Consider the following 25,430-nt stretch of genomic DNA (forward strand, 5'->3'; position numbering starts at 1 on the left):
ATATGAAATGGAAAAGGAGCGTTAATAAATGAGCATTTGGTTTACTGAAAAACAAACAGAGAACTTTGGTATTACGATGAAAGTGAATCGTACTTTACATACGGAGCAAACTGAGTTTCAAAAGCTTGATATGATTGAAACGGAAGAGTGGGGCAATATGCTATTGCTGGATGACATGGTAATGACTTCACAGCGCGATGAATTCGTTTACCATGAAATGGTAGCCCATGTTCCTTTATTTACCCATCCTAATCCAGAAAACGTTTTGGTTGTAGGTGGAGGGGACGGAGGAGTTATCCGTGAAATCCTTAAACACCCAAGCGTAAAAAAAGCTACATTGGTGGATATCGATGGGAAAGTCATCGAATACTCAAAGAAATACCTGCCGGAAATTGCAGGCATGCTTGAAGATCCGCGTGTAGACGTACAAGTTGGGGATGGCTTCATGCACATCGCCAAAAGTGAAAATGAATATGACGTGATCATGGTCGATTCAACTGAACCTGTCGGACCTGCTGTCAATTTATTCACAAAAGGTTTTTATGCCGGGATTTCCAAAGCTTTGAAAGAAGACGGGATTTTTGTGGCACAATCCGACAACCCTTGGTTTAAAGCGGACTTAATTCGCGATGTACAACGTGATGTGAAAGAGATATTCCCAATCACGAGCCTGTATTTAGCGAATATCCCGACGTATCCAAGCGGCCTTTGGGCGTTCACGATCGGATCGAAAAAATATAATCCATTAGAAGTGACTGAAGATCGTTTCCATGAAATGGAAACTAAATATTATACAAAAGAACTTCATAAAGCAGCATTCGTTCTGCCTAAATTCGTTCAAGATTTAGTGAAGTAAGGGAGGCATGGACCATGAAATTCGATGAAGCCTATTCAGGCAATGTATTCATTAAAAGCCACCCTGTTTTTGAGGAATCTGAAGCTGTGCTATACGGCATGCCGATGGACTGGACGGTAAGTTTCCGTCCGGGATCTCGCTTCGGCCCTACCCGGATTCGTGAAGTTTCGATTGGTTTGGAAGAGTACAGCCCGTATTTAGATCGTGAATTAGAGGAAGTTAAATTCTTTGATGCCGGGGACATTCCATTACCATTCGGCAATCCGCAGCGCAGTATCGATATGATTGAAAAATTTGTCGACAGCTTGTTGGATGCAGGTAAGTTCCCGATGGGTATGGGAGGGGAACATCTTGTCACATGGCCTGTCATAAAAGCCATGTTCAAAAAGTATCCCGATATGGCCATCATCCATATGGATGCACATACAGATTTACGTGAGGATTATGAGGGAGAGCCGCTTTCCCATGCGTCCATCATCCGTAAATCCGCAGAACTTATCGGCCCGAAAAATGTATACTCTTTCGGCATTCGTTCCGGTTTGAAGGAAGAATTCCAATGGGCAAAAGAAAATGGCATGCACATCTCTAAATTTGAAGTTCTTGAACCTTTGAAAGAAGTACTGCCGCAGTTAGCTGGCCGTCCTGTATATGTGACGATCGACATCGATGTTCTTGACCCTGCGCACGCGCCGGGAACAGGCACCGTTGATTGTGGAGGCATTACTTCCAAAGAGCTTTTAGCTTCGATTCATGAGATAGCACGGTCTGAAATAAATGTGGTCGGCTGCGATTTAGTAGAAGTCGCACCAATCTATGATCCATCCGAGCAAACTGCGAATACGGCGAGCAAGCTGATTCGCGAAATGATTCTAGGGTGGGTTCAAAAAGGTTAATGATGGAAGAATTGACTGTTCCTGTTTTTTTAGCGGGAATGGTCTTTTTTTATCCGTGGATAGAATTAAGGGCTCTTTTTGAATAATTCCGCCCAATGAGTCATTATTGCGTTAAAATCAAATGGATTGCAACAACTTGATTTCGACAGCACACTTTTGGTTTAACACTTTATTTTCCGCTCCAAGTTGAAACTTCCTTGAAGAATATTTATACTTATAAAGTTAAGAACGACATGATGAAGGAAGTGTAGCTTTGACTCTTCATGATATAGATAAGCATGCTATTAAAGTGACTTTACAGACAAAAATCAAGCACGGTTCAGAAACGGAAACGTATGAGCTGGTCACATTTGGTACAAAAATGTATAAAGGTGCAGATTTATATTTGCAATATAAAGAGGAAAATGAAACCGGTCAAACACAAACGACCATCAAGCACAAACCGGATGAAACGATCCTGCTTAGAAATGGTGCCATTAAAATGAGGCAGCTTTTCCGCCTGCAGGAAGCGACAAATGGGCATTACGAAAGTATATATGGCAGGTTAGGATTACGGACGACCACGAAGAAGATCCATCATCAATGGGATGAGCAGTCCAAACAAGGGAAACTTGTCCTTAAATATACGTTACATATGCAGGGAAGCGAACCCGGTCAATATGAGATGACTATTTCCTACAAGGAGGAAGCATAACGCATGAATATAGTAAAAGAGGTACAGGAAAAACTGAAAGAAGAGATTAAAGCGGCAGTCATTAAAGCCGGTTTAGCAACGGAAGAGCAAATTCCGAATGTTGTATTGGAGTTGCCAAGAGATAAGACACACGGAGATTATTCCACGAATATGGCCATGCAATTAACGAAGATTGCAAAGAAAGCGCCAAAGATGATAGCAGAGGCAATCATCGAAAACTTTGACAATTCAAAAGCATCCATCGAAAAAATTGAAATTGCAGGACCGGGTTTTATCAATTTCTACATGGATAATGCTTATTTGACAGAACTGGTTCCTGTCATTTTGAAAGTGGATGAAGCATATGGGGAAAGTGACTTTGGTAAAGGCGAAAAAATCCAAGTGGAGTTCGTTTCCGCGAACCCGACCGGTGATCTCCATCTTGGTCATGCCCGTGGTGCAGCAGTAGGCGATACGCTATGTAATATCCTAGCTAAAGCAGGTTATGATGTTTCACGTGAATACTATATCAATGATGCAGGCAATCAAATCAATAATTTGGCCATTTCCATAGAAGCCCGTTATTTCCAGGCACTTGGACTCGAAAAGGATATGCCTGAGGGCGGTTATCATGGCGAAGATATCATTGGCATCGGTAAGACGCTTGCAAGTGAGTATGGGGATAAATATGTAAATGCCGATGAGAAGGAACGTTTTGAATTTTTCCGTGAGTACGGCTTGAAATATGAAATGGAAAAACTGAAAACGGACTTGGGTAATTTCCGTGTCGGATTTGATGTATGGTACTCCGAGACATCCCTCTATCAAGACGGTAAAATTGATGAAGCACTTAAAGTGTTGAGGGAAAGGGGCCATGTTTACGAGGAAGATGGGGCTACATGGTTCCGCTCTACGGAATTAGGCGATGATAAAGACCGGGTGCTTATTAAGCAGGATGGGTCTTACACATATCTGACACCGGATATTGCCTATCACCGTAATAAATTGGAACGCGGCTTTGAAACGCTGATCAATATCTGGGGTGCAGATCACCACGGCTATATACCGCGCATGAAAGCGGCGATCGAAGCATTAGGGTACAACCGCGAGCAGCTTGAAGTGGAAATCATCCAGCTTGTCCACCTGTACAAGGATGGCGAGAAAATGAAGATGAGTAAACGTACCGGTAAAGCAGTTACGATGCGTGACCTGATTGATGAAGTGGGTCTGGATGCAACACGTTATTTCTTTGCAATGAGAAGTGCGGATACCCATATGGACTTTGATTTGGATCTTGCGGTCTCACAATCCAATGAAAACCCGGTTTATTATGCACAGTATGCCCACGCCCGTATTTCCAGCATTTTGCGCCAAGGCGTTGAACAAGGGATCAGCTATGAAGGAGTCACTGATTTCTCTGCCCTATCTACTGAAAAAGAAGTGGAGCTTTTGAAGAAATTAGGAGAATTCCCGCAGGCAATAGCGGAAGCAGCCGAAAAACGGATGCCTCACCGTATGACGAACTATATATTCGACCTGGCCTCTACATTCCACAGTTTCTACAATGCAGATAAGGTTCTGGATGTTGAAGAAATGGAAAGAAGTAAGGCTCGTCTTGGACTCGTCAAATCCGTCCAAATTACGTTAAAGAATGCATTGGCTATCATCGGGGTTTCGGCACCGGAAAAAATGTAATAGAAAAAAGCGGCTGTTTCTAGCGAAACAGCCGCTTTTTTTAGGTTATTTAGCACTTAATGGCTCCGCCGCTCACCCTTTTTACACCTCGAATCTTAGCCATATCTTCAATCAGTTGCAACATTGCCCGATCCTTCATCTTGGCCTCGATCATGAAATCCGCGTCCTGTCCAAGATCCTTAAGCACTTTAAAAAGGGGCATGATGAAGTCCAAATCGATATAATCTGCATGCGAGCGAAATTCACCTGCCGATTTTGGGGATGAAATATGGATCTTTGGTACCGCCCCTGCTTGATTCCAAGTGGTGAACACCTCGGTGAGCAGCTCGTTAAGCGGCTCATCTGAAAGGTTTGCGAGATGATGGTGATAATCGAATACAAGCGGGATTCCCTCCCTTTTACATACGCCGAGGGTTTCAGATGCTGTATAGGTTTTATCATCATTCTCCAAAGTCATTCTTTCCTTGATATGCATAGGCAGTGATTTAAGGTTGTCATGAACCCTTACAAGGGCGGACTCTTTATCACCATAGGCCCCACCGACATGGATATTGATGAAAGAGGTGTCCGCAATGCCCATTGCATCAAGCATTTTATAATGGAACTCCATATCTTTCACTGCATTTTGTGTGATCTCGGGCTTAGGGCTGGTGAACAGAGTAAACTGATTGGGATGAAAGCTGAGCCTCATCTTGTGTGCAGTGGCCCAATCGCCAAGCTGTCTCCACTCTTTCTTAAAAGGAGTGACGAAATCCCATTCGATTTCGGGATGTGTGGCTAAAGGAACAATGGAACTGGACATCCGGTATACTTCTATTTGGTGTGCCGTGTTATATTGAAGGACCCTTAAGGTATTTTCAATGTTCTGCCTTGTCACATCCAGAAGCTTTTCCATTCCTTTTTCTGCGCCAAGTGTGCTATATCGCTTGAAAGTAAGTGTCTTAGCCGGAGAAGCCTCCCATAAACAGGTGGCATTGGATACGAACCCAAATCTTATTTTCATTATATTTTTCTCCTTGAGCAAAGGGTTGTCAAAGAAAAGGAGAAAGGATGGAAGCCAGCGATTCTTTTGCTGAACGGACTACATTCATGCTGGAAAGAGCGTCCCCGTTCAGCGGCTTTGATTCGGCCAGGTCCACTGCCAATTCCTTTTCTACATCTTTTATAAATGTCCGGTCAAATACGGTGCAGTTCATTTCACTGTTTAAAAAACAACTGCGTTTATCAAAATTAGCCGTACCGATATCACACATTATATCATCGATCAGCATCACTTTAGAATGGTAGAACCCTCTTTGAAATTGCATGATTTCCGCCCCGTCTTTTATTAGTACCCGAAAATAGGGAAAAGAAGCTTCTTTTACAAGGGCGTGGTCTGAAATTTCAGGTACGATGACCGTAACGGAAACATTGCGAGCAAGGGCATCCCTCAATTCCTGAAATAAAGTTTCACTGGGAATGAAGTATGGAGTCCCGATAATGATTTTTTTAGTCGCTTGACGAATCATGTGTGTCAGTGACTGTTCAAGATCACTGCCATTCGAGACGACAAACTGATGGGCCTGCGTCCCGGGAGTCAATGTCGGAAAATAGGCAGGCGTTCCTCTGTAATCCTCGTTTGTATCATAGAACCAATCCGAGAGGAAGACTTCCTGAAGGTCCTTTACACCTTCCCCGGTCATTTTTAAATGGTAATCCCTCCATGGGTTCAGCTTCTCCCCTTGGTTTATATACTCCTTACCGATATTAAAGCCGCCAAGATAGCCGATCTTTCCATCTATCACCGAGATCTTACGGTGATTTCTTTTTTGTATGGTATAGAAAAGGAAGGGGAGTTTCGGTTTAAAGCTGAAAGAAAAATGAACGCCGCTTTCAGTCAGCTCCTGAATGGTTTGGCGGGACATTTTTTTACTCCCTATCCAATCGACTAAAAGCCGCACTTCCACGCCCTCCTTCGCTTTTAACTGCAGTAACTTCAAAAAGTCCTTGCTGAATTTATCGTTTTTTACTATATAAAAAAGGATATGGATGGAATCCTGAGCTTGCCTGACTTCCTTGATATAATCTTCAAACAGGATTTTCCCTGATGTGAATACAGTTATTTCGCTATTCCGAGGCGGATATTTAATGTTGGTTGCGTGCTTCAAATAACGGCTATGCCCTACCTTAAGATCAACCCAGCACCAAGAGAAGATCAATAAAAATATAGAGGCAATCGTGGTGATTATCTTCAAAAAAAATCCCCCCTAAATGATTATATTTAGTTTGGCTCTAATTCCCTGTCAGTAACCATTAAAAAGGGGGAAAGGGTCTATTTTTTTTGAATGCAGAAGGGTAATGCATGGATTTGTCGAATTATATAATTAAGGGGCAGAAAAATTAAATGGTTTTTAAAAGAAAAAAGTTGACTGAATGCTCATTCATTATATAATGGAATTAATCAAATTTCAGAAAAATGCCAAATTTCCCATAATGGTACCTGGCATTTTGCAATTTACTAAAGAGGGGGAAAGACTGCATGGAAATGAATGGTTTACTATGGATCAACTTAGTTGCATTCCTGCTTGTAACCGCTTACGCCGCCGGTTTGTTTATCTATTTGATAAAGACTCGTATTGCTTATATAAAACTTGGCAAAAAAGTGGAATTCGATAACCGTGTGAAAGATCGTCTTGTCAAAATAGGGGTGTATGTATTTGGACAGAAGAAGCTCTTTAAAGATAAAAAGAGCGGGATCATTCATGCCTTGTTATTTTATGGTTTCATATTAGTGCAATTTGGTGCACTTGATTTTTTCGTTAAAGGCTTAAGGCCGGGGTGGCATTTACCGTTCGGCCCTGTTTATCCGGCCTTTACTTTCTTCCAGGAAATTGTGACGCTTACCGTTCTTGTTGCAATCCTATGGGCGGCATACCGCCGTTATGTCGAAAAGCTTGTTCGTTTGAAAAGGGATTTCAAAGCAGGTTTGGTTGTCATCTTCATTACCGGTATCATGATCACCGTATTACTGGGGAATGGAATGGGAATGATCTGGCATGGACACGATGCAACCTGGTCAGAGCCAGTCGCATCCAGCATTGCATTTCTATTCGGCTGGATGGGGACAACAGCGGCAACCGTCGTTTTTTATGTAGCTTGGTGGCTGCATTTACTGATCATATTATCTTTCCTTGTTTATATCCCGCAATCTAAGCACGCACATTTGATTGCCGGTCCAATAAATGTATTCCTTAATCGCCTGGACAATCCGGGGAAATTGAAACCGGTTGATTTGGAAGAAGAGATTCTCGACAAAGAAGGCAATCAATATTACGGTGCCAAATATATCGAGGACTTGACGCAATATCAAATGGTGGACCTCTATGCCTGTGTGGAGTGCGGTCGCTGTACGAATATGTGCCCGGCTACAGGTACCGGGAAAATGCTGTCCCCGATGGATATCATAATCAAGATGCGTGACCATTTAACTAATACAGGCGCTGCCGTTACAACGAAGCAGCCATGGGTGCCATCTTTTGTTTTTGGAAATACGAAGGGAAATAAGATCGCTCTGGCTGGTGCCGCGCAGGGGGTGCAGGAATCAGCTGCAGCAACAGAAGCATACAGTCCGAGCCTGATTGGCGAAGTCATTACGGAAGAAGAACTTTGGGCTTGCACCACATGCCGGAACTGTGAAGATCAATGCCCGGTAATGAATGAACATGTCGACAAAATCATTGATATGCGCCGTTATCTAGTGCTTACTGAAGGCAGACTTGATCCCGATGCACAGCGTGCCATGACGAATATCGAGCGTCAAGGGAACCCGTGGGGATTGAACCGTAAAGAGAGAGAAGATTGGCGGAGCCTTCGGGAAGATGTCAGCATCCCAACCGTGAAGGAATTAAAAAAGGCAGACGAAGAATTCGAGTATTTATTTTGGGTGGGTTCAATGGGGTCATACGATAACCGAAGCCAGAAGATTGCCCTTTCCTTTGCTAAATTATTGAATGAAGCGGGCGTCACATTTGCAATTCTCGGAAATAAGGAGAAAAACTCAGGGGATACTCCACGTCGATTGGGTAATGAGTTTGTTTTTCAGGAACTTGCCATGAAAAATATAGAAGAATTCCAAAAGAATGAAATAACGAAAATCGTGACGATCGATCCGCATGCATACAATATCTTTAAGAATGAGTATCCGGATTTTGGCTTGGAAGCGGAAGTGTATCACCATACTGAGCTGTTGGCCAAACTTGTCAGTGAAGGCAGGCTGGTGCCGCAGTATCCGGTGAATGAGACGATTACATTCCACGATTCCTGTTACTTGGGAAGGTACAATGAAGTTTACAGCCCGCCGCGTGAAATCTTACAATCCATTGATGGAGTGAAACTTATTGAGATGGAGCGTAACCGTGAGAAGGGTATGTGCTGCGGAGCTGGAGGCGGTTTGATGTGGATGGAAGAAGAAACTGGAAACCGCATTAATGTCGCCCGTACAGAACAGGCGCTGGCCGTCAGTCCAACAGTGATCAGTTCAGGATGTCCTTATTGCCTGACCATGCTATCTGATGGGACGAAGGCAAAAGAAGTTGAGGAAAATGTTAAAACGTATGATGTAGCTGAACTACTCGAAAAAGCGGTCATTGGTGAAAATAAATCGATTGCCTCTTAATTTTAAATGGAATTGCCTGCTTCCTCTAAATGAGATTCAAATGGAAGCAGGCAATATTTTCAATATTTATAAACTAAATATTTTCATTTTTGAGAAAAATGTGTAATATAATATAATATTAAGCGCTTACAACACTATTTTTTTAACTCCAAATTGAGCGAGCGTTCAATCAATGTTACTTATAGGGGGAAATAATGATGGCGAAAACAGTGATTATTAGCGGTGTGAGAACACCTTTTGGTAAATTCGGCGGTGGTCTTAGCAGTTTGACGGCATCACAGCTTGGTGGAATAGCAATCAAAGAGGCACTTGTTCGGGCAGGGATTGAAGGAAGCCAAGTGAACGAGGTCATCATGGGGAATGTGCTTCAAGCAGGCCAAGGCCAAATACCGTCCCGCCAGGCAGCCCGTCATGCTGGATTACCTTGGGAAGTGAAAACGGAAACCATTAATAAAGTATGCGCATCAGGACTTCGCAGTGTCACATTGGCTGATCAGATCATTCGCTTAGGTGAAGAAGAAATCATTGTTGCCGGCGGAATGGAATCGATGAGCAATGCACCTTATATCCTTCCAAAAGCAAGGTGGGGCCTAAGGATGGGTGATGGGGAACTGAAGGATACGATGATATCGGATGGACTTAGCTGCAGTTTTACGGGCGTCCATATGGGGACTTACGGTAACAGTACAGCCGAGGATCTTGAAATCACCCGTGAGGAACAAGATAACTGGGCTTATGAGAGTCACCAAAAAGCGATAAAAGCAATCGATGGCGGAATTCTTGCAGAAGAAATCATTTCCGTACAAGTGCCGGTCCGAAAAGGCGAACCAATTACCATCGAACATGATGAAGCCCCAAGAAAAGATACATCTGCCGGAAAGTTGGCTAAACTAGGTCCAGCTTTCAATAATGAGGGGACCATTACGGCTGGTAATGCACCAGGTGTCAATGACGGGGCGGGTGCTCTCGTATTGATGAGTGAGGAACGTGCTGAAAAAGAAGGGAAAACGCCTTTTGCCTATATTTTAGCTCATGCAGAAGTGGCAGTGGAAGCAAAGGACTTCCCTAAAACGCCAGGTCTGGTCATAAATGAACTTCTGAAGAAGACAGGTAAATCGATAGAGGAAATTGATTTATTTGAAGTGAATGAAGCATTTGCTGCGGTCGCATTGGCCAGCGGGAAAATTGCCAACATCGAGCCAGGAAAAGTGAATGTAAACGGAGGGGCCGTAGCATTAGGTCACCCAATCGGGGCAAGTGGTGCCCGCATCATCATTACGCTGATGCATGAACTGAAACGCCGCGGAGGGGGATTGGGCATCGCAGCGATCTGTAGTGGCGGCGGACAGGGAGATGCCATTTTAATAGAAGTGCCTAAGCAAGGATAATAGTTTCATAGATAAATGAGGAGGGATATTCCCATGGGCATTCAAAAAGTGATGGTCATTGGTGCGGGACAGATGGGATCTGGCATTGCCCAGGTCTGTGCAATGAGCGGTTATGAAGTTCTTTTACACGATTTAAAAGATGAGTATGTAGAAAAGGGTTTAGGGACTATTGCCAAAAACCTATCGCGGCAGGTTGAAAAAGGGAAAATGGAATCCGAGGAGAAGGATGCAATCCTTTCCCGGCTTACTTCCTCAACGAATTTGAAAAATGCAGCTGCAGTAGATTTGGTGATTGAAGCGGCAGTGGAAAACATGGAAATAAAAACAAGAATATTCGCCGAGTTGGATGAAATCACGCCCCGGCACGTCATTCTTGCATCCAATACTTCTTCGCTACCGATTACCGAGATAGCCGCTGCCACGAAAAGGCCGGAAAAGGTAATTGGCATGCACTTTATGAACCCGGTTCCAGTCATGAAGCTGGTTGAGGTCATCCGCGGCCTTGCTACAGCGGATGAAGTTTATCAAGAGGTTGAAAAGATGGCTGAATCCTTGAATAAGGTACCGGTGGAAGTCAATGATTTTCCAGGTTTTGTAGCGAATCGGATTTTGATGCCGATGATCAATGAGGCCATCTATACACTTTATGAGGGCGTCGCTACTAAAGAGGCGATCGATGACGTAATGAAACTGGGCATGAACCATCCGATGGGACCGCTTACGCTAGCTGACTTCATCGGCCTGGATACATGCTTGTATATAATGGAAACCCTTCACCAAGGACTGGGAGACGATAAATACCGACCGTGTCCGCTGTTAAGGAAATATGTAAAGGCAGGGTGGTTAGGCAAGAAATCAGGACGGGGCTTTTATGAATATAACTAATCATGGAAAGATGTGCAGCCAGGGAGGGATGTAGGATGGATTTCAAGTTTACCGAAGAACATGAAATGATGCGGAAAATGGTAAGCTCTTTTGCGGAGAATGAGATCACTCCTCATATCGAGGCAATGGAAACAGGCGTGTTTCCAAAAACGATTCTGCAAAAAATGGGTGAGCTTGGTTTGATGGGAATTCCGATTTCAGAAGAATACGGTGGCGCGGGTATGGACTTTATGTCTTATATCATTGCCATCAATGAGATTTCCAAAGTAAGTCCCACTCTCGGTGTCATACTGTCCGTTCATACATCTGTTGGCACAAATCCAATCGTTTATTTTGGAACGGAAGAGCAGAAGCGAAAGTATGTGCCTAAGTTAGCCGCTGGTAAAAATTTAGGGGCCTTTTGTTTGACTGAGCAAAGCTCAGGTTCCGATGCTGCGAGTTTGAAATCGAAGGCAGTGGCAGTAAAGGAAGGCGGACAATATCGAATAAATGGGTCCAAGGTTTTTATCACCAATGGCGGGGAAGCGGATGTGTTCATTGTTTTTGCCTCGACCGACCCACAGAAGGGAAGCAAGGGAATCTCTGCTTTTATTGTAGAAAAAGGGACGACGGGCTTAATCATCGGTAAAGATGAACGTAAAATGGGCCTTCATGGTTCGAGCACCGTACAGGTGACGTTCGAGGATATGAAAATCCCTGCAGCCAATCTCCTAGGCAAAGAAGGGGAAGGTTTTAAGATCGCCATGGCCAACTTGGATGCTGGAAGGATCGGGATTGCCGCTCAAGCGCTAGGAATTGCTGAGGGTGCCATGGAACATGCTGTCCGATATGCAAAAAGCAGGGAGCAATTCGGAAAACCCATTGCAGAACAGCAAGGGATTGGTTTCAAACTGGCCGAAATGGCAACGAGCATAGAAGCTTCAAGGTTACTCGTCTATCGCGCGGCGTTTTTACGCTCACAGGGATTAAAGTCCGGTAAAGAGGCGGCAATGGCTAAGCTATTCGCTTCGAGGACGGCCGTTGAGGTGGCGATAGAAGCAGTCCAAGTGTTCGGTGGCTATGGATATACAACGGATTATCCGGTCGAACGATATTTCAGGGATGCAAAGGTAACTGAAATTTATGAGGGTACAAGCGAAATACAGAGAATGGTCATCAGTAAAAGTCTATAATTACGAGAAATTTAGGAGGCATTGCCATGCAATTTAAACTAACGGAAGAACATGAAATGATTAGGAAAATGGTGCGCGACTTTGCCCAGAATGAAGTGGCTCCGACTGCTGCCGAGAGGGATGAAGAAGAACGATTCGACCGTGAAATCTTCGATAAAATGGCTGAACTTGGATTGACCGGGATTCCGTGGCCTGAGGAATACGGCGGAATTGGAAGTGATTACTTAGCGTATTGCATAGCGGTTGAGGAACTTTCCCGCGTTTGCGCTTCTACTGGGGTGACTTTATCAGCCCATACTTCGCTCGCAGGATGGCCAATATATAAGTTTGGCACTGAAGAACAAAAACAAAAATACCTTCGCCCGATGGCACAAGGTGAAAAAATCGGTGCATATGGCCTTACTGAGCCCAGCTCAGGCTCAGACGCCGGAGGGATGAGAACGACTGCAAAGCTTGTGGGTGATGAATATGTTATCAGCGGTTCCAAAATCTTCATTACGAACGGCGGGATTGCGGATACATATGTCGTCTTTGCATTGACGGATCCTGAATCGAAGCAAAAAGGAACGAGTGCTTTTATCATTGAAAAGGACTTCCCGGGCTTCAGTGTTGGTAAAAAAGAGAAGAAGCTTGGAATCCGTTCATCACCGACTACGGAAATCATCTTTGATGAGTGCCGTGTTCCTAAAGAAAATCTCCTTGGAAAAGAAGGGGAAGGCTTTAAAATCGCGATGATGACGCTTGATGGCGGCCGTAATGGAATTGCAGCCCAGGCTGTAGGGATAGCCCAAGGTGCATTGGATGCCGCGGTTGATTATGCAAAAGAGCGCGTCCAATTCGGCAAGCCAATTTCTGCACAGCAGGGAATCGGTTTTAAATTGGCGGATATGGCAACGGGTGTTGAGGCTTCAAGGCTATTAACCTATCAGGCAGCCTGGTTGGAATCAGTGGGCCTTCCTTATGGGAAAGAGTCGGCCATGTCCAAACTTTTTGCCGGAGATACAGCAATGAAAGTGACGACGGAGGCCGTACAGGTTTTCGGGGGCTATGGATATACAAAAGATTATCCAGTGGAGCGGTATATGCGTGATGCGAAAATAACCCAGATTTACGAAGGTACACAGGAAATTCAAAAGCTGGTCATCTCACGGATGGTTACTAAATAGGGTTGAAACTGTGGTTTTCCGATGAGGCTCTGCCTTTACCGGAATTCCCTTTTCAATTTCTTCAGAATATCAATGGTTGAATAATGGGCTTTCAAAAGGAGTTTGGAAATGGAAAAAAGAGAGGTTCTTGCATCTGTAAAGGATGAGCGGCTGGTTGAAAAAAGGCGTACTCAAATGATTAAAGGAGCGGTGACCCTTTTTAAAGAAAAGGGATTTCATCGTACGACTACCAGGGAAATTGCCAAAGCGGCAGGCTTTAGCATTGGTACATTATACGAGTATATCCGGACCAAGGAAGATATATTATATCTCGTTTGTGACTTTATTTATGATGAAGTCCAGGAAAAGCTTCAGAAGGAAATAGAACAGAGTGATGGGACACTTGAAAGCTTGAAGTTGACGATCGCCTATTTTTATAAAGTGATGGATGATATGCAGGACGAAGTGCTTGTCATGTATCAGGAAGTGAAGGCCCTGACGAAAGATGCTTTACCATATGTTCTGAATAAAGAACTTCGGATGGTGGGCATGTTCGAAAAAGTAATAACGAAATGTGTTGAGAATGGGGAGCTATCATTAACGGAAAAACAAATAAGCCTTGTTTCACATAACATTTTCGTACAGGGACAGATGTGGAGTTTTAGAAGATGGGCTTTGCATAAACAGTACACGCTTCAAGAGTATGTTGAACTGCAGACGCAATTATTGATTCAAAATGTATCGGGTTCCAAAGTGCACTGATATAAATAAGTTTCAATAAGGGGGAGCTAAATGAGTACAGTTGAGGTGTATAAACCGAAGAACCATATTAGATTCGTTACAGCTTCGAGTTTATTTGATGGACATGATGCGTCCATCAATATAATGAGGAGAATCCTTCAGTCCAGCGGGGCGGAAGTAATTCACCTAGGTCATAATCGTTCGGTGGAAGAAATCGTGAATGCGGCCATCCAGGAAGATGTCCAAGGCATAGCCATGTCATCTTACCAAGGCGGACATGTGGAATATTTTAAATATATGTATGACCTGCTGATGGAAAAGGGAGCCGGGCACATTCGGATTTTTGCCGGCGGTGGCGGGGTCATCATCCCTAGGGAAATTAAAGAACTCCATGATTATGGGATTGCCCGTATCTTTTCACCTGATGAAGGGAGGGAATATGGTCTTCAAGGAATGATAAACGTTTTGATGGAGGAGTGTGATTTCTCGACAGTCAAACCATCTTTACAGGAACGTTTTGATGAATTGATTGCCGGGGGAACGAATGCCATTGCCCAATTCATTACCTTTGCCGAAAATAGACTCGATGTTTCACAGGAATCAGCGGCAGCGGTGGAGAGTCTTTTTGAGCAGATCAAGACTTCCGAAAAGAAGGTTCCTGTTCTGGGCATCACGGGGACTGGCGGAGCTGGAAAAAGTTCATTGACTGATGAATTGATACGACGGTTCATTAACGAAATTCCGAATGAGAGAGTCGCCATTCTATCTGTAGACCCGACCAAACAGAAAACGGGCGGTGCCCTTCTTGGTGACAGGATCAGAATGAATTCGATCTTTTCAGAGCGTGTTTATATGCGGAGCCTAGCCACGCGCCATTCAAAAAGTGAGCTGTCTTTGGCGATAAAGGATGCCATTTCCGTCGTGAAGGCAGCAGGCTTCGATTTAATCATCGTTGAAACGAGCGGGATCGGTCAGGGTGATGCAGAAATTGCCGAAATATGCGATGTATCCATGTATGTAATGACGAGTGAATTCGGTGCTCCTTCGCAACTTGAAAAAATCGATATGATTGATTATGCAGACTTGATAGTCATTAACAAATACGAGCGCAAAGGTTCCGAAGATGCAAAAAACCAAGTTCAAAAGCAATACCAAAGAAGCCGTACGCTTTTTGATCAAGATCCATCTGAAATGCCAGTATACGGTACAATCGCTTCCCAATTCAATGACCCAGGCACCAATGCATTATTCGCTGCACTGATTGAAAAGCTTAATGAAAAATCAGGAACGGCTTGGAGTACGGCCTTTTCGAAAGAAGCGGATGTTTACAAGCAAAACGTCATCATTCCAACTGACCGCCGGTATTATTTACGTGAAATCAGTGATACGGTCAGATCGTATCATAAGCGTGCCGCTGAACAAGTGCGTATTGCCCGGAGGCTTTTCCAGCTTGAAGGAGCCATTGATGCAGTTAAGGAAAATGATAACAACGGCGATATGGTGGCTTCTTTAGAAAAACTGAAAAAGGAAACCGCCTCGAATTTATCACCTGAATCTAAAAAAATCCTTTCTGGATGGATGGATTTAAAAGAAAAGTATGCAGGAGAGCAGTTTGTAACGAAAGTAAGGGATAAAGAAATCGTGACAAAGCTGAAAACGAAAAGTTTATCAGGTTTAATGATCCCGAGAGTATCACTGCCGAAATATGTGGATTATGGAGAGATTTTGGGATGGGTATTCCGTGAGAACGTTCCGGGCTTCTTTCCTTACACAGCGGGAGTCTTTCCATTCAAGCGTGAAGGGGAAGACCCGAAGCGGCAATTTGCCGGTGAAGGATCGCCCGACCGTACCAACAGGCGTTTTCATTATTTATCAAAGGATGATACGGCTAAACGGCTAAGCACGGCTTTCGATTCTGTAACTTTATATGGCGAGGACCCTGATCACCGACCTGATATCTATGGAAAGGTAGGAGAAAGCGGAGTCAGCATCTGCACGTTGGATGACATGAAAAAGCTGTATGCAGGTTTTGATCTTTGCCACCCCTCAACCTCTGTATCCATGACCATCAATGGACCGGCACCAATCATTTTGGCCATGTACATGAATACGGCAGTCGATCAGCAGATTCAACGGAAAGAAGAAGAGCTAGGCCGTCCCCTTACAGACGCCGAAGCTGAAGAAGTGCAGGCTTATACGCTTCAGACGGTACGCGGAACTGTTCAGGCGGATATTCTGAAAGAGGACCAAGGCCAGAATACATGCATCTTCTCTACGGAATTTGCTCTAAGGTTAATGGGCGACATTCAGGCATATTTCATCGATCGGAAAGTCAGGAACTATTACTCTGTATCCATTTCTGGCTATCACATTGCAGAAGCGGGTGCCAACCCAATTTCACAGCTGGCTTTTACATTAGCGAATGGCTTTACTTACATCGAATATTATTTAAGCCGCGGAATGAATATTGATGACTTTGCCCCGAATTTGTCTTTCTTCTTCTCAAATGGGCTCGACCCGGAATATACGGTGATCGGGAGGGTGGCAAGAAGGATCTGGGCGACAGTCATGCGGGATAAATATGGTGCGAACGACCGCAGCCAGAAGCTCAAATACCATATACAGACTTCCGGGCGCTCGCTTCATGCCCAAGAAATTGATTTTAATGATATCAGAACGACACTTCAAGCTTTAATGGCACTGCAGGACAACTGTAATTCCCTGCATACTAATGCGTACGATGAAGCCATCACGACGCCTACAGAAGAATCCGTGCGCCGGGCAATGGCCATCCAAATGATCATTACGAAGGAGCATGGTCTCTCAAAAAATGAAAACCCGATGCAAGGTGCCTTCATCGTGGAGGAATTGACGGATCTGGTCGAAGAGGCCGTCCTGCAAGAGTTCGATCGCATCAATGATCGTGGCGGTGTGCTGGGTGCAATGGAGACGCAATATCAGCGCGGGAAAATCCAGGATGAATCGATGCATTACGAAATGAAAAAGCATACGGGAGAATTGCCGATCATCGGTGTAAATACGTATTTGAATCCAAATCCTCCTTCCGAAGAAGCGGTGAACAGCATGGAAATTGCCCGTGCAACCAAGGAAGAAAAGGAAGGGCAAATCATAAATCTCCGGGCATTCCAGGAAAGAAATAAGGAGTTCACGGATGAAGCGTTAACTAAACTGAAATTGGCTGCCATGAATGGGGAAAATATCTTTGCTGAGCTCATGAACTGCGTGAGGGTGGCCAGTCTGGGTCAGATAACGAGGGCGTTATATGATGTAGGCGGTCAATATAGAAGAAATATGTAAACTTAGAAGGGGGCTCCGAACGTTTAGGGGCCCTTTTTTTTAATAATTCCCGTCTTTTTTAACAAAATGAAGATTTTACCTTATAATTATTCGGAAAAGGGGCAAAAATGAAGAATCAGCCCTATTGGAGTTGAGAAAATGAACCTGAAGATGATTGGGTTGATCATAGGTTACATTCTTGCCATCATTTTTTTATTTGAGCTGTATGAGCATCAATTGGGAGCCATTTCTTTTTTTATCCTGACTGTTGTCTTTTTTACGGCAGCCTATCGTCAGAAATCGAAAAAGAAAAAAAGGAATGATCTTTAGCTTTTGGTTTCCTGTGAATGATAGACAATAAGGTAAATCTGTGAAAGTATCATATAGAACTAGCATAAACCCATTTAGATTGTTTATAATGGAGTATATGTCTAGCAGGAATTGTCGTTATTTTATCGAACTACTGTTTTAGATTATTTTTTTATGTGAAAAAACACGGAATTCAGTGTTTGAATAGAGAAGGGAAGTGCGGAATTTGAGTTTAAAACAATACTCAAAAGAGCAATTATTGGAAATGTCCTTAATAGAGATGGCATATGATTTGTTAGTTGAAAGAAATGAACCGATTCCATTTAAAGACTTAATTAGTGAATTAGCTTCGCTGCACCATTTATCCAAAGCGGAAGTGGAAAAGAAAATTGCCCAATTCTATACGGATTTAAATGTGGATGGCCGTTTCACTTCACTTGGAGACAACCGCTGGGGATTGAAAACATGGTACCCGGTTGACCAAATCGAGGAAGAAGTCGTACATGTTGTAAAACCTAAAAAGAAAAAGAAAGCCAAAAAGGCTGCTGTCGTCATCGATGATTTCGATGAACTTGAAGACGAAGACCTTGACTTTGAAGAGGATATCGATGATCTGGACGAGGATGAAGATGACGACGATGATGATATTCTAGGTTCTCCAGTCATCGACGAAGTGCTTTTGGATGATGACGTGGATGATGACGACGACCTGGAAGAAGAAATAATCGAAGATGATGCATTTGTCCTGGAAGATGATGAGGACGAAGATGAAGACGAAGATGACTTGGATGACTTGAATGAAGAGGATGAGAAATAAATAATCGCCCTTGACTTTTTAAGGCGAAATTTGTAGAATCATTTTTGGGCTCCTTAAAAAAGGACACAATGATTAAATTATATCGCTCCCTTACTTTTTTGTAAGCGGAGCGTTTTTGTTTTTAATGATGGAATGAATAAATGACATCATTTTTTTATTTTTAAAAATGATTTCTCGTAGAATTGTAAAAACTATAGAGAACATATTTATGTTAACTGTCATTTAAGGAAATTTATTCTTGTTCATGTATCCTGCATGACTCTCACTAAAGACCTTTAAGTGATTAATGGTTTGTACTGGTTACGGTTTTTAGCTTTTAACCGCTCATGTGGCGGAAGATTTGATTCAGGTTCCGATCTAATGATGTGAAGAACTGAATTGGAAGAAAACATTCTATTAGGAGGATATAAGATGACAAAATATATTTTTGTGACAGGTGGAGTAGTTTCTTCCTTGGGAAAAGGGATTACGGCCGCTTCTTTAGGAAGATTATTAAAAAATAGGGGATTGAATGTTACGATCCAGAAGTTTGACCCTTATATCAACTTGGATCCTGGTACGATGAGTCCATATCAACATGGTGAAGTGTTTGTAACGGATGATGGTGCTGAAACGGATTTGGATTTGGGGCACTATGAGCGTTTCATCGATATCAACCTTGGTAAACACAGCAATGTGACTACAGGCAGAATTTATTCAACCGTCCTGAGAAAAGAACGCCGCGGCGATTATCTAGGTGGAACGGTTCAAGTCATTCCCCATATCACGAATGAAATTAAAGAACGGGTTTTCCGTTCAGGCAATGAAACGAATGCCGACATAGTCATCACTGAAATTGGCGGTACTGTAGGGGATATCGAGTCTCTTCCATTCCTTGAAGCGATTCGTCAAATCAAGAGTGATATCGGCATCAATAATGTTATGTATATCCACTGTACACTGGTTCCCTACATCAAAGCTGCAGGTGAAATGAAAACAAAACCGACACAGCATAGTGTAAAAGAATTACGCAGTCTTGGCATTCAGCCAAATATCATCGTTGCACGTACAGAAAGCCCGATTTCACAAGATATGAAGGATAAAATCGCTTTATTCTGCGATATCGATAAAAATTCTGTTATTGAATGTCTTGATGCGGATACACTTTACTCCATCCCTCTAGCGCTTCAAGCGCAAAATATGGATCAAATCGTTTGTGATCACTTGCAATTGGACTGTGGCGAAGCGGATATGGAAGATTGGAAGGAACTAGTCAAAAAGGTTACTTCTTTATCAAAGAAAACGAAAATCGCTTTAGTCGGAAAATATGTTGAATTGCAAGATGCTTATCTTTCTGTAGTGGAAGCACTTAAGCATGCTGGTTACGCATTTGATGCAGATGTTGAAATCGACTGGGTGAATTCCGAAGATGTAACTAAAGAAAATGTTGCAGAACTTCTTCAAGATGCAGATGGAATCCTTGTACCTGGAGGTTTTGGAGATCGTGGAATCGAAGGGAAAATTGCAGCGACTGAATTTGCCCGCACGACAAAAAAACCATTCTTCGGAATTTGCTTAGGCATGCAGTTGGCGTCCATTGAGTATGCACGCAACGTCTTGGGATTGCCAGAAGCACATTCAGCTGAAATTAAGGAGGATACTCCTGATCCAATCATCGATCTTCTTCCTGAGCAGAAGGATGTAGAAGATTTGGGCGGAACACTTCGTCTTGGTCTGTATCCATGTAAGCTTATCGAAGGTACTAAAGCATACGAAGCTTATAATGACGAGGTTGTTTATGAACGTCACCGTCACCGTTATGAATTCAATAACCACTACCGTCAAGCTATGGAAGAGGCAGGATTCGTGTTCTCCGGTACAAGTCCAGATGGCCGTCTAGTCGAAATCATTGAACTGAAAGATCATCCTTGGTTTGTGGCTTCCCAATTCCATCCGGAATTCACGTCACGTCCTAACCGTCCACAGCCGCTATTCCGCGACTTTGTCGGTATGTCATTAAAGAACGGCGAAAATCGTTAATAAACAAAAAAACAGCCCCTGTGGCTGTTTCAGACTGTAGGCAAACTTGAATAAAATCGAGTTTGCCTACAGTTTTTTTTTTGGTTTGTACTTTAGGAGGTTGATGGCCACTCCAAGCACCGCTTAGACGTGCTTTCCCGCATGAGTCCCGCACACCCGCTCCAAATTTGTTTTAACTTTTAGAGGGTGGTCAGTGGGTTCGGGAACATCATTTGATGAAAGATATATTTTTCCGAACCTTTTTAGCTGAATTCATCATTCTTCATCTTCATATTCTTTTATGATTTCTTCAAGAGTGAATTTAATTCCATGATAAGCGAAAAGAGCGGTAAGGAGGGTAGGGTACCCATATCGATTTCCGGTTTCATCGGGAATCAATCCCCGTTGGATGCGTAAATCAATATGTACGTCAGCCAACTCCAAAAGAGAATCTTCTGCGGAAGGGACGGATGTAGAAACCGCAACAAATGGGATATCTTTTTCCTTGAGTTGTTTTGCCAGCATCAATGCTTCTGAATCATCCGAATGGCGGCTGAATATAAGAAATCGATCTTCCTTGGAAATTGTTTCACTTATATCATAGCCTTTTGCCTTAGGAAAGGGTTCTTCCCCATTCAATGCCTCGGCAGTGACGCCCTGCATTTCATCAAAACCGTGAATGAACACAGAACCGTCCCCAACCACAGCCTGAGCCAGCAGGCGTCCGGCATCCTCCATTTCAAAGGCTTCATTTTCAATCATTTTTTTAAATAAACCGCTTATCTGTGTCGAGAAAATTTTTAACATGATCAGGGACTCCTTTAAAAAATAATATACTTATTATAAAGGACTTTCCTTTGCATTGACAGGTTTCAGGGTTTTTGGTCCAAAGGGCAGAATTAACTAAATCGGTCGAAAAAACAAAAAAATTAAAATTCCTTTTAGCCATACAGCAGGAATTTTGTTACAATTATCGAATATGAACATAGATGTCATGAATGAATAAATGCGTTGCTCAAGTAATTTGAGGCAATCTATGTAACTACCCTTTTTCGGGTAATAGGCCGAATAGGCTAATATATTTAATGGATGAATCGGGAAGGGGAGAGGTGATAAAATGCCAGGGAAAATATTGATTGTTGATGATCAATTCGGGATTCGTATTTTATTGAACGAGGTGTTACATAAAGAAGGGTATGAAACATTTCAAGCAGCTAATGGCATTCAAGCCTTGGAAGTGCTAAATAACCATTCACCCGATCTTGTATTGCTGGATATGAAGATTCCGGGAATGGATGGCATTGAGATCTTGAAAAGGATGAAAGTCGTCGATCCGGACATCCGGGTCATAATCATGACGGCATATGGTGAACTTGATATGATTCAAGAAGCAAAGGATTTAGGTGCAATGACACACTTTGCAAAGCCGTTTGATATTGATGATATTAGAAAAGCCGTTCGTGAATACTTACCGATTCAATCGAGTTAACGGTCTTGAAAGTTTAATATTATTGACGGGGAAATTGCCGCGGCTATCTTTTTTTAGATGGGCCGTGTTTTTTTGGAATAAAATTTGAGACATGGTTCAGTTGTAATTGTTGCTGTTTTTTTGATGTATTGATATGCTAAAAGAGGAGAGATATTCTGATTTATAAGCGTATGCTACTTTCGTTTTAGGGAATATCTAGAAAGAATTAACTTTAAAAATAAACATCCACTAGTAGGAGGAAATCAAATGCCTTTAGTTTCTATGAAAGATATGCTGAATAAAGCCCTTGATGAAAAATATGCAGTAGGTCAATTCAATATCAATAACCTTGAATGGACTCAAGCTATCCTAGCTGCTGCTGAACAAGAAAAATCTCCAGTCATCCTTGGTGTTTCCGAAGGTGCTGCCCGTCATATGGGTGGTTTTAAAACGACTGTCATGATGGTTCAAGGATTGTTGGAAGACATGAAAATCACTGTTCCTGTGGCCATTCACCTTGACCATGGTTCAAGTTTTGATAAATGTAAGGAAGCCATCGAAGCCGGATTCACTTCAGTAATGATCGACGCTTCACATCATCCGATCGAAGAAAATATCGAAACAACCAAGAAGGTTGTCGAGTTCGCTCACGCACGCAATGTTTCGGTTGAAGCGGAAGTGGGCACGGTTGGCGGACAAGAAGATGATATTATCGCTGATGGAGTCGTATATGCAGACCCTCAAGAATGTGAACAGTTGGTTAAAGAAACGAATGTCGACTGTTTTGCTCCAGCTTTGGGATCCGTTCACGGACCATACAAAGGTGAACCTAACCTAGGCTATAAAGAAATGGAAGAAGTACGGGATTTAACGAACAAACCTCTTGTTCTTCATGGTGGTACAGGCATCCCTCTGAAAGATATCCAAAAAGCGATTTCACTTGGAACATCAAAAATCAATGTGAATACGGAAAATCAAATCGTGTTCACAAAAGCGGTTCGTGAAATCCTGAATAACGATTCTGAAGTGTACGATCCTCGTAAATACATGGTTCCTGGCCGTGAAGCTATTAAAGAAACGGTCATCGGCAAAATTCGTGAATTCGGTTCAAACGGCAAAGCATAATTTCAAAGGGGGTTCCATCCCTTTAAATGTAAGGCAATATTCCCATTGGGGGGCTCCCCCCTAATGGTTTCTTTTAGATGCAGGCTTAATCCGGGCTCTATTTTTCGAACAATTAGAATTCAATAGAGAAATAAAAAATCGATTACATACGGAGGATATTTTATGAAATTCTTTATAGATACAGCAAATATGGAAGAAATCAAACAAGCGCACGAACTTGGCGTTCTAGCAGGTGTTACGACTAACCCATCTCTTGTTGCCAGGGAAAAGGGAGTTTCTTTCCATGACCGGTTAAAAGAAATCACAAGCCTTGTTAAGGAATCCGTTTCTGCTGAAGTCATTGCGCTTGATTTTGAAGGAATGATGGCAGAAGCCAAGGAGCTTGTTGCGATTGCACCTAATATCACGATCAAAGTGCCAATGACTCCAGACGGCTTGAAGGCTGTTTCAGCACTTACAAAACAAGGTGTCAAAACAAATGTCACGCTTATTTTCAGTGCAAACCAAGCATTATTGGCAGCTAGGGCGGGAGCAACTTATGTATCGCCATTTTTAGGACGCTTGGACGATATCGGCCAAAATGGTTTGGATTTAATTTCGGATATTGCTGACATATTTGCAATTCATGATATCAATGCTGAGATCATTGCAGCTTCCATCCGCCATCCGATGCATATTACAGAAGCGGCTCTTAAAGGAGCACATATTGCAACGATTCCTTATAAAGTTTTAATGCAATTATTCCACCACCCATTAACGGATAAAGGGATTGAAGCTTTCTTGAATGATTGGAATTCACGTACAGAAGCATAATGCCTTGCCGCTAAGTCGCTATAGATTGCACTGTTTTAATAAAATTAACATAAATTAGAAATTTTTATCTTTTTTTACATGAATTTTCTACTTTTGTGTAAACTAAAGAACTAGATAGTAAATGTTGTCGGATTATGCAAATTTCTTGTGGTAAAATATTACTTTTTGGAAGTAGCTTCTAAGTGCTTAGCGTGGAAGGGAGTTTATTATGGAAAAACTTAAAATTGCCGGTGGCTATCCCCTAAAGGGAAGCATTCGTGTCAGCGGAGCAAAAAATAGTGCGGTTGCCCTTATTCCGGCAACAATTTTGGCGGACTCTCCCGTAACGATTGAAGGCCTGCCTGATATCTCGGATGTACAGATGCTGAAAGAGTTAATGGAGGAAATTGGCGGTGAGGTGTCCTTTGACGAAGGACAGATGACAGTCAACCCCAGCAGGATGATTTCAATGCCTCTTCCGAATGGCAGGGTCAAGAAATTACGTGCCTCGTATTATTTAATGGGGGCAATGCTTGGTAAATTCAAAAAGGCAGTGATCGGCTTGCCAGGAGGCTGCCATTTAGGACCCCGTCCGATAGATCAGCATATTAAGGGGTTCGAAGCACTTGGCGCACAAGTGACGAATGAACAAGGAGCCATTTACCTTAGGGCGGACGAGCTTCGGGGAGCACGCATATATTTGGATGTCGTTAGTGTAGGGGCAACGATCAACATCATGCTTGCCGCCGTTTTGGCCAAAGGCCGCACTGTGATTGAAAACGCTGCGAAAGAACCGGAAATCATCGATGTCGCCACATTGTTGACCAATATGGGAGCGAAAATTAAGGGTGCTGGAACGGATATCATTCGTATTGATGGTGTGGAAAGTTTGCATGGTTGCAAGCATACGATCATACCGGATCGGATTGAAGCAGGTACTTTCATGATTTTAGCCGCCGCTGTCGGTGAAGGGATTCTGATCGATAATGTCATTCCCCAGCATTTGGAGTCATTGACTGCCAAATTGAGGGAAATGGGGATCAATATTGAAGCGGGTGATGACCAGATATTTGTCTCACCGGGAGAAAATTATAAATCCGTTGATATCAAGACGTTGGTTTACCCTGGATTCCCAACAGATCTTCAGCAACCTTTCACTTCCCTTTTAACAAAAGCAAGCGGTTCTAGCATGGTGACCGATACGATATACGGGGCACGATTTAAGCATATTGATGAACTGCGACGCATGAATGCGAAGATCAAAGTCGAGGGCAGAGCGGGCATCGTCGATGGTCCTGTCCAACTTCATGGGGCAAAAGTGAAGGCAAGCGATTTACGTGCCGGAGCAGCTCTGGTAATTGCCGGTTTAATGGCAGAAGGAATTACAGAAGTGACAGGGCTTGAACATATAGATCGCGGATATAGCCATCTTGTTGAAAAACTTTCAGGTTTGGGAGCGACGATTTGGCGTGAAGAAATGACGCAAGAAGAAGTGGAGCAGCTTAAAAGCTGATCCCTTTTC

At 43.0% G+C, this 25,430-nt stretch carries 21 protein-coding genes; 18 read left to right on the plus strand and 3 right to left on the minus strand.

The window, feature by feature from the left end; all coding sequences use genetic code 11:
• Nucleotides 1–28: 28 nt before the first annotated feature.
• From speE to argS, 4 genes are all read left to right on the plus strand, one after another.
• Nucleotides 29–856 (plus strand): spermidine synthase, encoded by an 828-nt coding sequence (gene speE / locus OTG27_RS00755; RefSeq protein WP_034315891.1) that lies wholly within the window; start codon nt 29–31, stop codon nt 854–856.
• Between the two features lie 14 nt (nt 857–870).
• Nucleotides 871–1,749, plus strand: a complete 879-nt coding sequence (gene speB / locus OTG27_RS00760; RefSeq protein ID WP_034315888.1) for an agmatinase — start codon at nt 871–873, stop codon at nt 1,747–1,749.
• Between the two features lie 253 nt (nt 1,750–2,002).
• Nucleotides 2,003–2,443 carry a YwiB family protein gene (locus tag OTG27_RS00765; protein WP_268935969.1) on the plus strand — a complete coding sequence of 147 codons (441 nt, stop codon included), beginning with the start codon at nt 2,003–2,005 and terminating at the stop codon, nt 2,441–2,443.
• A gap of 3 nt (nt 2,444–2,446) precedes the next feature.
• Nucleotides 2,447–4,117, plus strand: coding sequence for an arginine--tRNA ligase (gene argS, locus OTG27_RS00770; RefSeq protein WP_145506359.1), 1,671 nt, complete (start codon nt 2,447–2,449; stop codon nt 4,115–4,117).
• A gap of 49 nt (nt 4,118–4,166) precedes the next feature.
• Here argS and uvsE read toward each other — a convergent pair whose 3' ends face one another.
• Together uvsE and cls are read right to left on the minus strand one after the other, a co-directional pair.
• Nucleotides 4,167–5,120 carry a UV DNA damage repair endonuclease UvsE gene (gene uvsE, locus OTG27_RS00775; RefSeq protein ID WP_268935970.1) on the minus strand — a complete coding sequence of 318 codons (954 nt, stop codon included), beginning with the start codon at nt 5,118–5,120 and terminating at the stop codon, nt 4,167–4,169.
• 28 nt (nt 5,121–5,148) lie between these two features.
• Entirely contained in the window at nt 5,149–6,351 is a 1,203-nt protein-coding gene (gene cls, locus OTG27_RS00780) for a cardiolipin synthase (RefSeq protein ID WP_268935971.1), read from the minus strand.
• 290 nt (nt 6,352–6,641) lie between these two features.
• On the opposite strand from cls, the gene OTG27_RS00785 reads away from it, so the two are divergent.
• The 10 genes from OTG27_RS00785 to OTG27_RS00830 all read left to right on the plus strand — a co-directional run bounded on the left by OTG27_RS00785 (nt 6,642) and on the right by OTG27_RS00830 (nt 20,544).
• Nucleotides 6,642–8,771, plus strand: coding sequence for a (Fe-S)-binding protein (locus OTG27_RS00785; protein ID WP_268936140.1), 2,130 nt, complete (start codon nt 6,642–6,644; stop codon nt 8,769–8,771).
• A gap of 197 nt (nt 8,772–8,968) precedes the next feature.
• Nucleotides 8,969–10,159 (plus strand): acetyl-CoA C-acetyltransferase, encoded by a 1,191-nt coding sequence (locus OTG27_RS00790; RefSeq protein WP_268935972.1) that lies wholly within the window; start codon nt 8,969–8,971, stop codon nt 10,157–10,159.
• A gap of 33 nt (nt 10,160–10,192) precedes the next feature.
• The gene (locus OTG27_RS00795; protein WP_048683542.1) at nt 10,193–11,044 is read left to right on the plus strand and encodes a 3-hydroxybutyryl-CoA dehydrogenase; all 852 of its coding nucleotides are present in this window, start codon (nt 10,193–10,195) and stop codon (nt 11,042–11,044) included.
• A gap of 35 nt (nt 11,045–11,079) precedes the next feature.
• Nucleotides 11,080–12,216 carry an acyl-CoA dehydrogenase gene (locus OTG27_RS00800; RefSeq protein ID WP_191930443.1) on the plus strand — a complete coding sequence of 379 codons (1,137 nt, stop codon included), beginning with the start codon at nt 11,080–11,082 and terminating at the stop codon, nt 12,214–12,216.
• Nucleotides 12,217–12,242: 26 nt separating this feature from the next.
• A complete protein-coding gene (locus OTG27_RS00805; RefSeq protein ID WP_034315870.1) occupies nt 12,243–13,382 on the plus strand; it encodes an acyl-CoA dehydrogenase in 1,140 nt (379 codons plus the stop codon).
• Between the two features lie 108 nt (nt 13,383–13,490).
• The gene (locus OTG27_RS00810) at nt 13,491–14,123 is read left to right on the plus strand and encodes a TetR/AcrR family transcriptional regulator (protein ID WP_034315867.1); all 633 of its coding nucleotides are present in this window, start codon (nt 13,491–13,493) and stop codon (nt 14,121–14,123) included.
• A gap of 30 nt (nt 14,124–14,153) precedes the next feature.
• Nucleotides 14,154–17,420, plus strand: coding sequence for a fused isobutyryl-CoA mutase/GTPase IcmF (gene icmF / locus OTG27_RS00815; protein WP_268935973.1), 3,267 nt, complete (start codon nt 14,154–14,156; stop codon nt 17,418–17,420).
• Between the two features lie 138 nt (nt 17,421–17,558).
• A complete protein-coding gene (locus tag OTG27_RS00820; RefSeq protein WP_156319604.1) occupies nt 17,559–17,729 on the plus strand; it encodes a hypothetical protein in 171 nt (56 codons plus the stop codon).
• Between the two features lie 205 nt (nt 17,730–17,934).
• On the plus strand, nt 17,935–18,525 hold the full coding sequence (gene rpoE / locus OTG27_RS00825) for a DNA-directed RNA polymerase subunit delta (protein ID WP_057278194.1): 591 nt from the start codon (nt 17,935–17,937) through the stop codon (nt 18,523–18,525).
• Nucleotides 18,526–18,936: 411 nt separating this feature from the next.
• Nucleotides 18,937–20,544 (plus strand): CTP synthase, encoded by a 1,608-nt coding sequence (locus OTG27_RS00830; RefSeq protein WP_048683527.1) that lies wholly within the window; start codon nt 18,937–18,939, stop codon nt 20,542–20,544.
• A gap of 255 nt (nt 20,545–20,799) precedes the next feature.
• On the opposite strand, the gene OTG27_RS00835 is transcribed toward OTG27_RS00830, so the two are convergent.
• Nucleotides 20,800–21,330 carry a DUF2529 domain-containing protein gene (locus tag OTG27_RS00835; protein ID WP_268935974.1) on the minus strand — a complete coding sequence of 177 codons (531 nt, stop codon included), beginning with the start codon at nt 21,328–21,330 and terminating at the stop codon, nt 20,800–20,802.
• A gap of 310 nt (nt 21,331–21,640) precedes the next feature.
• Between OTG27_RS00835 and OTG27_RS00840 the strand changes: the two genes are divergently transcribed.
• The 4 genes from OTG27_RS00840 (at nt 21,641) to OTG27_RS00855 (ending at nt 25,421) form a co-directional block, all read left to right on the plus strand.
• Entirely contained in the window at nt 21,641–22,012 is a 372-nt protein-coding gene (locus OTG27_RS00840) for a response regulator (RefSeq protein WP_034315860.1), read from the plus strand.
• Between the two features lie 246 nt (nt 22,013–22,258).
• Nucleotides 22,259–23,116, plus strand: coding sequence for a class II fructose-bisphosphate aldolase (locus OTG27_RS00845; RefSeq protein WP_053536898.1), 858 nt, complete (start codon nt 22,259–22,261; stop codon nt 23,114–23,116).
• Between the two features lie 162 nt (nt 23,117–23,278).
• Nucleotides 23,279–23,929, plus strand: coding sequence for a fructose-6-phosphate aldolase (gene fsa, locus OTG27_RS00850; protein WP_034315855.1), 651 nt, complete (start codon nt 23,279–23,281; stop codon nt 23,927–23,929).
• Between the two features lie 208 nt (nt 23,930–24,137).
• Nucleotides 24,138–25,421, plus strand: a complete 1,284-nt coding sequence (locus OTG27_RS00855; RefSeq protein ID WP_034315853.1) for a UDP-N-acetylglucosamine 1-carboxyvinyltransferase — start codon at nt 24,138–24,140, stop codon at nt 25,419–25,421.
• The last annotated feature ends 9 nt before the right edge of the window (nt 25,422–25,430 follow it).

It is taken from the genome of Peribacillus sp. AS_2 (genome assembly GCF_026891895.1).
Classification (GTDB): Bacteria; Bacillota; Bacilli; order Bacillales; family DSM-1321; genus Peribacillus; species Peribacillus frigoritolerans.

What these genes read in the sequence shown, in the direction of transcription:
- speE (WP_034315891.1), top strand. Translation starts at nt 29, where the DNA reads ATGAGCATTTGGTTTACTGAAAAACAAACAGAGAACTTTGGTATTACG.
- speB (WP_034315888.1), top strand. Translation starts at nt 871, where the DNA reads ATGAAATTCGATGAAGCCTATTCAGGCAATGTATTCATTAAAAGCCAC.
- argS (WP_145506359.1), top strand. Translation starts at nt 2,447, where the DNA reads ATGAATATAGTAAAAGAGGTACAGGAAAAACTGAAAGAAGAGATTAAA.
- uvsE (WP_268935970.1), bottom strand. Translation starts at nt 5,120, where the DNA reads ATGAAAATAAGATTTGGGTTCGTATCCAATGCCACCTGTTTATGGGAG.
- OTG27_RS00785 (WP_268936140.1), top strand. Translation starts at nt 6,642, where the DNA reads ATGAATGGTTTACTATGGATCAACTTAGTTGCATTCCTGCTTGTAACC.
- OTG27_RS00790 (WP_268935972.1), top strand. Translation starts at nt 8,969, where the DNA reads ATGGCGAAAACAGTGATTATTAGCGGTGTGAGAACACCTTTTGGTAAA.
- OTG27_RS00795 (WP_048683542.1), top strand. Translation starts at nt 10,193, where the DNA reads ATGGGCATTCAAAAAGTGATGGTCATTGGTGCGGGACAGATGGGATCT.
- OTG27_RS00800 (WP_191930443.1), top strand. Translation starts at nt 11,080, where the DNA reads ATGGATTTCAAGTTTACCGAAGAACATGAAATGATGCGGAAAATGGTA.
- OTG27_RS00805 (WP_034315870.1), top strand. Translation starts at nt 12,243, where the DNA reads ATGCAATTTAAACTAACGGAAGAACATGAAATGATTAGGAAAATGGTG.
- OTG27_RS00810 (WP_034315867.1), top strand. Translation starts at nt 13,491, where the DNA reads ATGGAAAAAAGAGAGGTTCTTGCATCTGTAAAGGATGAGCGGCTGGTT.
- icmF (WP_268935973.1), top strand. Translation starts at nt 14,154, where the DNA reads ATGAGTACAGTTGAGGTGTATAAACCGAAGAACCATATTAGATTCGTT.
- OTG27_RS00820 (WP_156319604.1), top strand. Translation starts at nt 17,559, where the DNA reads ATGAACCTGAAGATGATTGGGTTGATCATAGGTTACATTCTTGCCATC.
- OTG27_RS00830 (WP_048683527.1), top strand. Translation starts at nt 18,937, where the DNA reads ATGACAAAATATATTTTTGTGACAGGTGGAGTAGTTTCTTCCTTGGGA.
- OTG27_RS00835 (WP_268935974.1), bottom strand. Translation starts at nt 21,330, where the DNA reads ATGTTAAAAATTTTCTCGACACAGATAAGCGGTTTATTTAAAAAAATG.
- OTG27_RS00840 (WP_034315860.1), top strand. Translation starts at nt 21,641, where the DNA reads ATGCCAGGGAAAATATTGATTGTTGATGATCAATTCGGGATTCGTATT.
- OTG27_RS00845 (WP_053536898.1), top strand. Translation starts at nt 22,259, where the DNA reads ATGCCTTTAGTTTCTATGAAAGATATGCTGAATAAAGCCCTTGATGAA.
- fsa (WP_034315855.1), top strand. Translation starts at nt 23,279, where the DNA reads ATGAAATTCTTTATAGATACAGCAAATATGGAAGAAATCAAACAAGCG.
- OTG27_RS00855 (WP_034315853.1), top strand. Translation starts at nt 24,138, where the DNA reads ATGGAAAAACTTAAAATTGCCGGTGGCTATCCCCTAAAGGGAAGCATT.